General features: G+C 38.5%; 12 protein-coding genes. 3 read left to right on the top strand and 9 right to left on the bottom strand.

Annotation, left to right across the window (positions count from 1 at the left end; all coding sequences use genetic code 11):
- The 9 genes from AX660_RS23320 to AX660_RS14385 all read right to left on the bottom strand — a co-directional run.
- A partial coding sequence (locus AX660_RS23320; protein ID WP_162266422.1) for a PulJ/GspJ family protein occupies window positions 1–264 on the bottom strand: 264 nt, incomplete at its 3' end.
- Between the two features lies 1 nt (window position 265).
- Window positions 266–676, bottom strand: a complete 411-nt coding sequence (locus AX660_RS14420) for a PilW family protein (protein ID WP_068378179.1) — start codon at window positions 674–676, stop codon at window positions 266–268.
- Window positions 673–1077, bottom strand: a complete 405-nt coding sequence (locus tag AX660_RS14415) for a type II secretion system protein (RefSeq protein WP_082768924.1) — start codon at window positions 1075–1077, stop codon at window positions 673–675. The genes AX660_RS14420 and AX660_RS14415 overlap by 4 nt, the downstream gene beginning before the upstream one ends.
- Window positions 1061–2263: a type II secretion system F family protein gene (locus tag AX660_RS14410; RefSeq protein WP_068378176.1), complete on the bottom strand. Its 1203-nt coding sequence runs from the start codon at window positions 2261–2263 to the stop codon at window positions 1061–1063. Before AX660_RS14410 ends, AX660_RS14415 begins: the two co-directional genes overlap by 17 nt.
- Window positions 2260–3963, bottom strand: coding sequence for a GspE/PulE family protein (locus AX660_RS14405; RefSeq protein ID WP_235594750.1), 1704 nt, complete (start codon window positions 3961–3963; stop codon window positions 2260–2262). Before AX660_RS14405 ends, AX660_RS14410 begins: the two co-directional genes overlap by 4 nt.
- Window positions 3908–4303, bottom strand: coding sequence for a type II secretion system major pseudopilin GspG (gene gspG / locus AX660_RS14400; protein WP_068378173.1), 396 nt, complete (start codon window positions 4301–4303; stop codon window positions 3908–3910). The genes AX660_RS14405 and gspG overlap by 56 nt, the downstream gene beginning before the upstream one ends.
- Before the next feature lie 137 nt (window positions 4304–4440).
- Window positions 4441–5205, bottom strand: a complete 765-nt coding sequence (locus AX660_RS14395) for a DsbA family protein (protein WP_068378171.1) — start codon at window positions 5203–5205, stop codon at window positions 4441–4443.
- Window positions 5206–5284: 79 nt separating this feature from the next.
- Window positions 5285–7012, bottom strand: coding sequence for a hypothetical protein (locus tag AX660_RS14390; protein ID WP_068378170.1), 1728 nt, complete (start codon window positions 7010–7012; stop codon window positions 5285–5287).
- Window positions 7013–7481: 469 nt separating this feature from the next.
- Window positions 7482–10217 carry an SLBB domain-containing protein gene (locus AX660_RS14385; protein ID WP_068378168.1) on the bottom strand — a complete coding sequence of 912 codons (2736 nt, stop codon included), beginning with the start codon at window positions 10215–10217 and terminating at the stop codon, window positions 7482–7484.
- Window positions 10218–10594: 377 nt separating this feature from the next.
- Here AX660_RS14385 and AX660_RS14380 point away from each other — a divergent pair, with 377 nt between their 5' ends.
- From AX660_RS14380 to galE, 3 genes are all read left to right on the top strand, one after another.
- On the top strand, window positions 10595–12103 hold the full coding sequence (locus tag AX660_RS14380; RefSeq protein WP_068378166.1) for a peptide MFS transporter: 1509 nt from the start codon (window positions 10595–10597) through the stop codon (window positions 12101–12103).
- Between the two features lie 140 nt (window positions 12104–12243).
- Entirely contained in the window at window positions 12244–12543 is a 300-nt protein-coding gene (locus AX660_RS14375) for a DUF6170 family protein (protein WP_068378164.1), read from the top strand.
- Window positions 12544–12545: 2 nt separating this feature from the next.
- A complete protein-coding gene (gene galE / locus AX660_RS14370) occupies window positions 12546–13559 on the top strand; it encodes a UDP-glucose 4-epimerase GalE (protein ID WP_068378163.1) in 1014 nt (337 codons plus the stop codon).
- The last annotated feature ends 57 nt before the right edge of the window (window positions 13560–13616 follow it).

The raw sequence follows: 13616 nt of genomic DNA, 5'->3' as shown, positions 1-13616 counted from the left end.
ATTTTGTTCCCCCATAAAAACCAAAAAACTAGTATTACTGTCATCTCTTGTTGAATAATGCTGTGCAGCGCGCAAAGAACGGAACATCTTTTGTTTGCCAATCAAGTCAACTGTTCTATCCAGTACATTAGTATCTTTGTCACTATTAGCAGGATTAAACATCTGAAAGGCCCCCACGGAAATAGTAATAACAGCGGTCATTATTACTAGCGCAATCAATACCTCAATCAGAGTAAATCCCCAATTTATTTTTGATTTTCTCACGTTAATTTTGACGCCAAACTAATTTGGTGTAATATTTCGGCCTGAACGTTTTGCGCAAATTTCTGATAGATACCTGGTATATCAACAGAAAACCTCGATCATGATTTTCATCAGCTACACTGGCATCTAAACTGGAAACCACAGGCTTCTTTTCTAGCATCTCTGCACTCCACTCATAACTATTACGACCAATTAATGCCGTTCCTGTGACTTGATCGGTATATTCCAGATAATAGTTAATTTCGTCCAAAACAGAGTCCATCGAATAGGAGTCATCAAGCTGGATCTCCAAACGTTGTTGATACAATACGTTAGTCCGTACGATCATCGTAACTGCACTTATCACCATAAAAAGAATAGTACTTGCTATAAGCACTTCAATTAAGGTCATACCTTTGTGGTTATGTCTCATAAACTAAGAGTCATTTCCCGGCCGCGGTTTGTAATCAAAATCATGCTTTCGACATCTTCCACCACGCCATTGGTGACCAAAAACACATCTTTACTCATGAAGGTAATATGATTAAGTACAAAAAGTCGCCTTTGTTGGTACTCTTCGTTACCGATATATTCTGATATCTCTAATTGGTTATCATCAATATCAACCTTAAACTGTTTTGCAGCATAAAAACTTTGAACTTTGGTAAGACTGACAATATTTTTAATTTTTTCCAATTCACTCAGCTCTCTGGTAGTTTCTATTTGTTTCATCATTGCGGGTAATACGAGAGACGATGTTAACCCGATAATAAACATGACTATCAACAACTCAATTAAGGTAAATCCAAGACGTGAATTAAAATGAAACATCATTAATTGACACTATACTCAATAACATCGTTATCACCACTGAGCCAACAATTCCTCCCATCACAAGTATTAATAATGGCTCTAAAAGAACAGTAAAACGTAGGACCCAATCCTCAAAATTCTGACGTCCCACAGTCGTTATCTCTTTAAATGAAGAAGTTAAGTTACCACTTTCTTCACCAACTCTAATTAATGAAACCGCTAGCTCGTCATAAAGATGTACATTTTCTATTGAGTTTGAAATCGCTTGTCCGGAAGACACGTTGTTTGAAAATATCAACAGCTCTTGCTTTAGTTCATCACTTAAAACGGTATTGGCAGAAAGTAGAAGAGCTTCGGATAAGTTTAATCCACTAGATAAGGTGAGATGCATCGCTGTGGAAAATCGGATCCTGTCGACACGTCTTACCAAGCTAGAAACTAAAGGTAACTTAAACACATATTTAATCAGCTTTTCCCGATACCGATGCTGCTTCCAAACGAAAAATAAACCAATTGACATACAGATAGCGACAATCAACATCGTCAGCTGATAGTCTTGAACCCATTGACTAAAATCCAGTAAAGCTTGAGTGTAACCAGGGATTTCAGACATTGAACTAAAGACACCAGACATACTTGGAATGACAAAGTTAAAAATTGCTAAAATGGCAACTAAACAGACTACTAAAATAAACATAGGGTAAACGGAAGCTTGAACTACTTTTTTACGTAAATCATTTTGGAATTTAATATTTTCAGCGAGTCGATCGAAAATCGCAGGCAGCGTACCAGTACTTTCTCCAATATGAACCATCTCACAATACAATGAATCAAACACTTGAGGGTGTTTATACAACGCTTTGTTCAACTCATGGCCTTCAGATATATCTGCACCAACAAGTTTCCAAATGGTTTTCATCAAACTATTTTTTGATGTCTTACTCAAAACCTCTATAGCTTTATCAATGCGTAACCCACTATCCAACAACAATGCAAGTTGCCGGGTAGATTGCTCAATATCACTGGAACTGACAGATTGAAACAGACTACTAGAAATTGCATCGCTATTTAATTTTTTAATAGAGACAGGTATAAGGCCATCACGTCTAATTTTCGCATCAGCATCACTTTCGTTTACGGCATTGACCTCACCCTGTTTTTTTCTGCCATCCTGATAAAAAGCCGTATATCGAAATAGTTCCGTCATCCTGCAACCCTAAGGACCTCTTCCACAGTGGTAATACCCTGCATCGCTTTTAAAAAGCCATCTTGTTTTAAATTCCTAAAGCCATTGTCATCCATGTAATGATAGAGCGAATCCAGTAACTTCTCATTTTTAGCCATGTTTCTTACTTCACTGGTACAGGGTAAGTACTCTAATAATGCTACTCGCCCTTGGTATCCGCGGTTTTCACACATTTTACAACCAACAGCTTCACAAATTTGTATACTATCAATATTAAATTTGCCTGCCAGTTCAGCCAAATTATATTTAGTAACAAAGTCGGACAAGTGAGGGCTAGGTTTACGACAGTTTGTACAAAGCTTCCTAACTAAACGTTGGGCCATTATTGAAATTAAGCCGGCGTTTAACAAGTATTCTTCTATGCCCAAATCGAGTAAACGCGTATACGCAGTAGGAGCGTCATTGGTGTGCACAGTACTAAAAACTAAATGCCCTGTTAAAGCTGATTGTAACGCAATCTTGGCTGTTTCACCGTCACGTATCTCACCAACCATAATTACATCAGGATCTTGACGCAAAATACTTCTTAAGCCTTTCGCAAAATCAAAACCGATATCACTTTTTACTTGAACCTGATTAATACCGGCCAGCTGATATTCGATCGGATCTTCTAATGTGATTATTTTTAAATCTATTGTATTAATTTTATTCAAGAAAGAATAAAGGCTAGTGGTTTTACCTGAGCCTGTCGGACCGGTCATCAATATAACGCCGGTTGAACGTTTGAGATCTTCATCTATTAAGCGCTGTAAATCATCTGCATAACCCAACTCAGACAAATTGAATTGCAATGCATTTTTTATTAAGAAGCGCATTACCATACTTTCCCCAAACCCTAAGGGAAGCGATGAACAACGTATATCTAATTCAATACTACCAGTGCGGGTTTCTATCTTGCCATCTTGAGGCCGTCTCTTTTCTGCGATATCCATCCCACATAAAATTTTTATTCTTGAAATAACAGCCACTTGCAAATTTACGGGTATTGGTTCAGCTTCTTTCAAGATACCATCGATTCGGTAACGTGCTCGATAACGACCATCTACTGGCTCTATGTGCAAATCGGATGCACCTAACTTAACGCCTTCAGCGATTAAATTATTAACTAAATTGACTGTTGGAGCACCTTGGGCTAGTTGCCGTAAATGTTCCACATTACTCGATAAAAACATATCGGTAGAGCTACTACTTAATGATTTTTGTTGTTCACTAATTAATTCGAAATCTTTAGCCGTCAGTACCATTAACTCAAGCGGTAAATCAAGAAATCTCAAGTAATCAAAAGCTTCATGGGCATGAGGATTAGCAAAACCAATTTTGACATCGTTTGAATCTAAACTCAGCGGAACCATCCTGTGTTTATACAAAAAATCGATGTTGATATTAGGAGTAACGTAATCGATGTCATTGAAATCAGATAACGTCCCAAACCATCTGGGTTTATCCAATAGAGTAGACAACATTTCGGCATAACGCTGCTCATCTAACAAACCCATATTAACTAAGACAGAATCAAAAGGCTCATCTAGTTCTTGCGTAATCCGCCAAGCTTCATTTAATTGTTGACTAGAAATCCACTTTTTTTCATGCAAAAATAATTGAACTTTAGTATTCCACATCCTGGTTTTCATCCTCTCCACCCGGCTGCCCATCTTTGCCATAAGATATTAAATTAATTCCGTTATCACTTTTTAACAAAATATATTGATTACCCCAAGGGTCTTTAGGTATTTCTTTTGGCATATAAGGACCATCCCAAAAATCACCAGTTGAAACTCTCAAATCTTCTAATGTTTTTGGATAATCACCGGTATCGAGACGGTATGCATCAATTGCAGTCGCTAACATTTGCATTTGAGCCTTTGCGGTTTTTTGCTTAGACGTCCCCACCTTACTAAACATTGTGGGAGCCACTAACGAGGCCAGCAAACCTAATATAACCATCACTATCAATAACTCGATTAGTGTAAAGCCTTTCATATTTAATTTTTTTAATTTCATATCACCACTATCACTTACGACATTTCAGACGAAAAGGTAAATAAGCTTATTTTTCGTCTGAAATGAATATGTTTAAAACAAGAGTAAAGATAATATTACTGGAATTGCCTTAGCTGTGCAGTAAGATCTACAAATAACTAGTCGCTAATTTGTTTTAATAAGTTATCAATTAACTCAGCATAATATTCAAATGGCTTAGTACCTTCCACTTTGACCCATTCGACTAAGTTTTGATTATTTTGGATACCAACCAACATTGTTGGAGTACTCGCTACACCAATGCGTAATCCAAGTTGTATATCGGCATTAATTTGGTTTTCTAATTTTACATCATCAGCTAAACAGGCTTGTAAGTTTGATTGATCCAGTCCCGCAATAACATCAATACCCGTAAACCTTTCTTCTTTTACTAAATCACCTTTGGTAAAGATGGCTTTTTTTGCTTCTTCAAACTTGTTTTGTTCCGCGGCGCATAACAGATATTTTGCAGCCACTCGCGCTTGTGCGTGATGAGTAATGGGATTTTGGCGATTTACAAATAAAAGTTGATTATTATCGATATACGCTTTTTTAAGCTGAGGGAAAATTTCTAAGCTAAATGTCTGACAAAATGGACACTGTAGATCAGTAAATTCCATTATAACAACTTTGGCGTCTTTATCGCCTATATAAGTAGCCCCAGATAAAGGTACAGGCTCCCCGGGTAAAATCGCTTGAGGCTTAACCAACCCCATCTGACGAGCCATTACCATTTGGTTTTTTCTAATCTGTTCAACCATAATACTTAAGTTTCTTACCTGTGACTGTAACTCAGCCACTTCACTTCCTGCCTGCAACTCTTGTGCAAAAGACGAAGTGGTAGTTATAAGTAAAGCAATAAGTACTGTGTAAATTACCTTCATATTCACTCCAATTAATTTAAAACAAAGAAAAAAAAAGCCCTCCAAAGAGGGCCTTTAAACAATCTGAAAGTTCAGATTATTATTGTTGCCAAATGTTGGTATCCAACACTGGTAATACGCGGTCAACACCACCAGGTATTTTCTGTACAGAAACACCGTGTACGCTGTCTTTAGGCGCAGTAACAGTAAATGTCATAGTATGACGTTTACCAGTACCAACATAACCTGCGTTTTGAGCCATATCAATCAAGTTATCTGCAGTATAAACAACAGAAGCATGCTCACCAACACTACCTATTTGAACAGCAGTTAACTCATTACCGCTTTCATCAAAGATGTCTAGAGTAATAAGAGCTGATTCTGAGTGCTCGTTAGTAATACGGATGAAGTTACTGCTTGTGTCATAAGTATAAGGCACTTTAAGTACCGCACCGTTAACACCGATATCAAACGCTTGCTCTGTAGCAGAACAGTGGTCGATCAGGGTTGAAGCAGCAAAATTAAGGCTATAAGCTACAGAAACATTGTAGTTAAAGTTCATCACGCCAGCAGCAGTAGTATTTTCAAGCGTCATATACCATGCGTTATCATTAACTGCAGCAACATCAGTGTAATAGTCTGCTTCACCACCATCTGCGAAGGCATCAGATGCCAACCAAGAATAAGTAGTAGCCGTTGTGCTAGGCATAATTAAAGTACCTGCAGTTGCACCATTCAAGTCGGTAGGCGTAGTAGGCTTCAAGTTAGTCGTTTGACCATTAGTAGCCCACGAATCATACAAACCTAAACCAACAGTTGCACCAGGTGCAGCAGAAGTTTCAAATGACAACGCTACGTTATCACCAGGAGCCAAAGTAACAAACTTATCTAGCTCAGGTGCGCGGTCAACCATACGGAATGGATAAACAACAGTGTTGTTACCATTAACTACAAAATCACCTGACGTAGGAGTTAAGCCATCTTCAACAAACAAAGTACGTGGAGTACCGTTAGTATCTTCAGCATCAACTTGCTCAACAGTTACAGAAGCTGAACCAGAGGCATAAACCGCAGCGCCATTAGTTTTATCAAACATAATAAACTGTGGAGAGATATCTGCTAGCTCTTGAACTTTAGATACACCACCTTGGATGTTAAAACCATTGCCACCGTCAGTTTTAGCAGTAGTTGCTTGAATAGAAACTTTAGCGTTAGTTGGGCAGCCGGTATTAGCGATATTGAACGTAGGCGACTCAATTAAATTAGAGTTAGCTGGAGCAGCAGTTCCGTCAATAGCATTATTTTTAGTGAAGGCTAAACGAGTACCTGCACCAATAGTAACACCAGCTTTAGTTAAGAAGGTAATAGTATCTGTACCATCAAAAGCACCATCAGAAGAGGCAACCAATTCATAATTTGCACCCAACTGAACCAAATGCATTTGGTTAGCATTGCCTTTCCACTTAGCACCAGTTAATTTAATTTCTATAACTGTGCCACTGGGAATATCAGTAGTAGGAATATACACAACGTGTAGATTGTTAGTGCCACCATCGATATCTTGTAAATCTACGTCATAATCGCCAGTTAATTCATAGGCGATTGAAGTAGAAGTTGTAGCTTCTAAGTTTACTGCAGTAGCGCCTGTACGGTTAGCTTCAACGATACATGCAGCTGCGTTATATTTTGTCGCATGAGCAGTTACAACAGCATCAATAGCAGCGGGATATACTTCGAAGCAAGCTTCTGAACCAGCAAACGCCGAATTGGCAGTTAGTACAGCAGCGATTGCTGTTGGAATTAAAGCGAGTTTTAATGAGCGCTTCATTCTTTTCTCCTTGTTATGTGCTTAAAGCACTTTATGTTTAAAAACATTGTTAATTATTTCAAAAAGCTAACAAAACCAGTTATTAACTTCTTAATTTTTTTCGCCTTTCGACGTAATAATATAAGAAGTGGCATTTGTTGAGTCACTCTTGCATCTGCGCCAGCTTTAAACTAGCTCGGTGCAAATAATGGCACACTTGTTATCAATTTCAACTACTTATTTTTAATTTTAGTTAAATTTAAGTATTGCAATCGATTTTCTATACTACATTCTCACTGGTGTAAGTAAATCACTAAACGTTAGTGAAACATATACCGAGCTTATTCTCCAAATTTTGGAGCCAAGGTCAACCTACAAATCATCAATTAAGTTAATATAAAGTATTTATTTAGCAAAACACGTATAACTTATCATAACATACTAATCAGTTTTATAATTATTACTTCAATAACCATTAGGCAATGACGCGTTACAAACTGCCTATAGCTGCCACAGCCACGGCCAATTGATATATTATTTGAGTTGCATTTGCCCATAAGGTCATATTATCGACATTATCAGAGTCAAGCGGTACAACTATGGTGTCCCCGGGTTTAATACCCAACTGCTCATTTTTATGACTAGAGAACCAAAAACTTCCACCATCGTCAGGCACAAACACCGAACCATTTGCTCTTATGACATAGGTACGTTCTCTATCGGCTGAGGATCTGTATCCTCCACTTTTTGAAACATAATCACCCAACATTATTCCAGCAGTAAACATATGTGAAGTGGGCACATATACTTCACCAATAACATTAACAGACTGACTTTTCCCTGGTACATAAAGAATGTCGCCGTCCTGAAGAATAACATCGTCTTTTTTACTTCCAGCCAAAATTCCTTCGAAATCTATAACTAAGCGGCCTACTGCTTCAACATCGGTCAGATCCTTGAGTAACTTTTTTGCTTCGTCATAACTAACTATACGGCCAGCTCCTGATTGTTTGCGTAAGCTTACTGCTGCAATCTGTTTACGTAATTCACCTGCTAACTTTTGTAAATTTTCCTTCTCTTGTTTTTTTAACGTTTCACGAGTAAAGACTGCAGCATCAGCATCACCATATTTTGTTAAAAAACCTACACGCTCAATTAAGTCGCCCAATGTTTCCCCTCGGCGAATAGAATATTCACCTGGAAACTCAACTTCTCCTTTGACGGTGACTTTTAACTCTTGTTGCCAAGACGGCGTTGTAAAAACATTAATACGGTCTTTACTTTTTAACGCTAATTCTTCTGAACTGGCTTGCCAAATATCAGAGGGACTAAAACTAATATGGCTAATTTGGGCGACACCATTAGAGTTTATTTCTGAACGAGTGATTTCTGATTTTTTCATGTAGGTAGATTCAGTAAAACCACCTGCAGCAACAATTACATCCTTAATAGAAGCATTTTTTGTTAATGGGTATATACCAGGAACCTTAACTTCTCCCGCTATCTCCAATATTTGCAACGGACTCCCCATTCTTGCTTGCTGATTCAACTTTTCCAAAATAGGCACTAATAGACGTTTACGAGAAAAGAAGCCGTGATCTTTAAACTCAATAATCTGCTTCTTCTCCAAGTCGCTTAACTGAACAATAGGCTGGTTTTGCAAAGCATATGTTTCATTTTCAGATAAAATTGGATCAATTTTCTCATCTGATACACCTATGCTCTTCCAGAATAACTTTTCATCTATTCTTTTTCTCCACTGTTCTTTTTCTTTTTTTACCAACTGCGTCTGACTGAAAGCCATGTCAGTTAGGGTAGTATCTATCAATGCTTCATTTTCATTTTTGGAGAACACGACGATTTTATCATTGGGTTGCAACGCGACGTTACTAACTTTGTCACTATCACTCTCATCTAAAAAATTTGTTTGCAGTATCTCTATATCCCTACTTCTATTGATTTCGCGTAAAATTAAAACATAGGATAAATCAGCAAACTCTAACAAATCTTTCTGTACATCCACGATGATATCGTTAATACGAATACCTGCCTTCCATTGATAATCTCCTGGACGAGCTACAGCTCCGATCAGTGTTACAGAGTCAGACAAAAAAGCAGATACTTCAGGTACCGATATACTGTCGCCATCCATTATTTTAGTGTCCAAAGAATCTAACTTAGCTGTAATCTGAACTCGAGCACCATTCACAAACCGCTGAATACTAATTGTAGATTCATAACCTTGAGGTAATTTCCCTCCTGCTAAATTAATAACGTCGGATAATTTATCTTCATTTTTCAACTCATAGATTGCAGGGCGCCTAACTTGTCCATCGACTGACACACTGCGTTTTATTGTGGGGATAAAAATCACATCGCCTGAGCGAAGCAAAACATCATTAGTGCTATCGCCATTATTTAATAGGTCATAAATATCTAGAGTAGTAATCAATTGACCTGCACGCTTCAGTTGGATATTTCGCAACGAAGCAATATCACTCACACCGCCACTTACCACTAGCGTATGGGTGATGGTAGATAGTGAGCTTACGTTATAGGCACCTGGATTGAGAGATTCGCCCATAACAAAAACTCTAATGGTACTTAATTCTCCCATTGTAACGCTGACCTCAACGCCAATGATTTGTTTTTTAATCTGTTCGGAAAGGAAGCTTTTCGCTTCTGCGAAACTCTTAGTCGCCACTGCAATTGGCCCAAGCCGGGGTACTACAATATTACCGTCCTGTGCAACTTCTAAGTTGTATTTTTCATTTTCTTTGCCAAATAGCTGTATAACTAATTCATCCCCAGGTGCAATCAAATAATTAGCAGGTACTGGCACACCTGATGTTGGTGTAAAAGAACTAACAGAACGGGTAAAAAGATCCGAACCATAAAGCTTTAGCTCTTGCTCCGCGTCATTGTTTAACCGAGTTTTATCATTTTTGTTATCATCGACAATTGGGTTTCCAAATTCATCGAATGTTTTGTTAGAAGAATAATTTTCATTATTTTTAGTGTCATTTTTTATGAATGATGTCGAACTAGACAAACCTTCAAGCGAAGACAGATCAATTCCATATTGGCGAGCAAGTTGTTCTTGTTGGGCTTTGGGTAGTTTTTTGAATTGTTCAATTTGTTGAGCGCTCTGTGCCCAAACCAAAGAACTAAAAAAACAGAAGAGAAGAGTGAGTAATAAACTACTAAGTTGAAAATGTCGCAGCATGCGGCTTCCCTGAAGACTTTGAAATAAATATTGATGCTAACATCAACCTAAAAACGGACGTTATGATAACGTACTTACTAACGTAACGAAACGCTAAAATAACGACTATAAGTTTCTACTAGTTACAAATGTTAGACTTTAAGATTATCTTTATTTGAGAGAATTCTGTTTTTACATTCCCTTAGCAGTAGTATTAAACACTGCCCAGAAATAACTGATATTTATCCTCGGATATTCTCAAATAGAAATTCTTTTCGAACTATGCTCAAATTGGCGCTATGAAATATCTTATTAGTTGGCTCATTGCTTAATTTGAGTAAGCGCATAAAGGTAGTTCTTTTAACAAAACATAATTATAAAAATTAAAGGCAAATTTAATGACAACAAAAACAATAGACAGAACCAGTGACACTCGCTTTATCGGACATCCCCTCGGTTTATCAACCCTCGCCATGACAGAAATGTGGGAACGCATGAGTTATTATGGCATGCGCGCTATGTTGGTATTGTTTATGACCGCAGCCTTGCAAGAAGGAGGAATGGGCTTAACTGTACTTGCAGCAGGGGCGATTTATGGCTTGTATACCGGCTCAGTATATTTTGCTGGTTTACCAGGTGGTTGGATAGCTGACCGACTTATCGGTGGGCAAAACGCGGTGTTTTTTGGCGGCGTGATTATCATGGTCGGCCATATTATTTTGGCTATTCCTCACGATGCGAGCTTTTTTATCGGTTTGATTTTTGTAGTTCTGGGAACCGGTTTATTAAAACCTAACATTGGTGCCATGGTGGGTGAACTTTATACTGCCAAAGATTCTCGCCGTGATGCCGGTTACACCCTTTATTATATGGGCATTAACATTGGTTCATTAATAGGCTATGGCATTTGTGGTTATCTGCAGGTGAATTATGGCTACCACTATGCCTTTGGTGCTGCTGCAGTAGGTATGTTAATAGGTCTGATACAATTTAAATTAACCCAGAAAAATATCGAAGGTGTTTCTCAGCAACCTGTAGTACCACTTACGGTACAGGGTCAAAAAATAGCCTGGTCGGTCATTGGCGTATGTCTGGCGATTATCGCCATCGTTACGACCTTAACCTTTCAGGGGGTGATTGTAATTGAGCCACGTGCTTTAGCGGAAAAGGTTGCTGTGATTTTTGTTTTCACCTTTTTACTATACTTTTTTGGGATCTTTTTTCTCGGTAAACTTAATGCCGATGAGAAAAAGCGTATGGGTGCTTTGTTTTTAATCTGTGTCGCTTCATCTTGTTTTTTTGCAGGTTTTGAACAAGCCGGTTCTAGTTTGAATTTATTTGGCCTTGATTATACACAACGTATGTTTGGTACTTTTGAAGTGCCTGCGGCTTGGTTTCAATCAGCTAACTCCATTTTCATTATTTTGTTGTCTCCCTTCTTTGCCGCGTTATGGATAAATTTAGGTAAACGCATGCTTGAACCTAGCTACAGCGTAAAATGCGCTTTAGGTTTGATCATCATGGCCTCAGGTTTTATCGTGATGTTTTTTGCTGCTCAATATGCGGCATCTGGCATGAAAGTAGCTCCTTATTGGTTAGTAGCGACTTACTTCTTACATACCGTTGGTGAATTATGTTTAAGCCCAGTGGCACTTAGCGCTGTAAGCAAGCTGTCGCCTAAACGTTTTGGCGGCCAAATGATGGGGGTATTTGTATTAACCTACTCTATGGGCAGTGTAATCGCCGGTTTACTCGCGGGTCAATTTGATCCAAATCAAGTAGAGCAGATGCCTGGTTTATATATGCAAATCAGTTTATTCAGTATCGCCATTGGTATCGTTTTACTACTGTTGTCATTTAAGACCGGTAAGTGGGAAAAACTAGCAGAAAAAGAAAGTGCTGCGTAAGACTAGATTTAAATAGTCCTTCAATAACAAATATTAATTATAGTATAATTAGAGCGTCTGATATCTGAACAATATCAGGCGCTTTTTTAATGCTGGTAATCCGCATAATTTTTAGCAAAATTAGTCACTATGGCGAGTAGATGAAACTGTATTTTTCAAGTAAACAGATACCACAACTTCAGCACTTATCTCTGCCTCAGCGTTTAGATGCTTTACAAACCGCACAAAAAAAACTAACTGGGCCCGAAAAGCTATTATTAAACCTGCTCAAGCTGGTGATGCTAGTCCCTGTTTTTGTATTGATACTACAAGTGAGCAATAACTGGCTTGCTCTACTCTGGGCCTTATTAGTGAGCCTACTTTATCCTCTGATCATTAAGCCCATGGAATTTGGACTTTGTATCAAATATCTCTCTCAATCTAAACCTCAAGGAACATAAACATGCAAACTATCTTAGTCACAGGTGGTGCGGGTTACATCGGCAGCCACACAGTATTGCAGTTACTCGAAGCAGGGCAGCAGGTCATCGTTTTAGACAATTTATGTAATTCATCTCAGGAGTCTCTGCTCAGAGTAGCTGAGCTTACCGGCAAACAAGCACACTTTGTGCAGGGTGATATCCGTGACAGCCAATTATTAGATAGTATATTTGCCCAGCACAACATCGACTCGGTGATCCATTTTGCTGGTTTAAAAGCCGTGGGCGAATCAGTGGCGATGCCACTTAACTATTACAATAACAACGTTTATGGCACCTTAACCTTATGTGATGCCATGCAAAAAGCGGGGGTTAAAAACCTAGTATTTAGTTCATCTGCCACAGTTTATGGTGATCCAGTCACTTTACCTCTAAAAGAAGATATGCCCACCGGTCAGCCAACCAATCCTTATGGCATGTCTAAATTGATGGTAGAACATGTTTTGCAGGATTTGTTTAAATCTGACAAAACTTGGAATATCGCTATTTTGCGTTATTTCAATCCAGCAGGTGCTCACCCATCGGGTCGCATTGGTGAAAACCCCAATGGCATTCCCAATAATTTGATGCCTTTTATTACCCAAGTTGCGACCGGGAAACGAGAATTTTTGTCGATTTTTGGCGATGATTACACTACCCCTGACGGCACAGGAGTTAGAGACTATATCCATGTTGATGACTTAGCCGCAGGGCATTTAAAAGCCCTCGATAAGTTGGCTCAAAAGGTTGGTTTGGTTACCTATAACTTAGGCACAGGTCAGGGTTATAGCGTACTGGATATGGTGAAAGAATTTGAAAAACAAAGTGGCCAAGTTATCCCTTATAAAATCGTGCCCCGTCGCAGTGGTGATGTTGCCGCATGCTACGCTGACCCTAAAACCGCCTTTGATTCACTAGGCTGGAAAGCTGAACGTGGTTTAGCTGAAATGTGCCGCGACTCATGGCATTGGCAGTCAAGCAATCCCAACGGATATTAAATTTCTAATGTCTAGTTTCTAGTTTCTAGTTTCTAGTTTCTAGTTTCTAGTTTCTAG

The organism is Paraglaciecola hydrolytica (genome assembly GCF_001565895.1).
Lineage (GTDB): Bacteria > Pseudomonadota > Gammaproteobacteria > Enterobacterales > Alteromonadaceae > Paraglaciecola > Paraglaciecola hydrolytica.
This window is presented reverse-complemented; position numbering and strand designations above follow the sequence as displayed.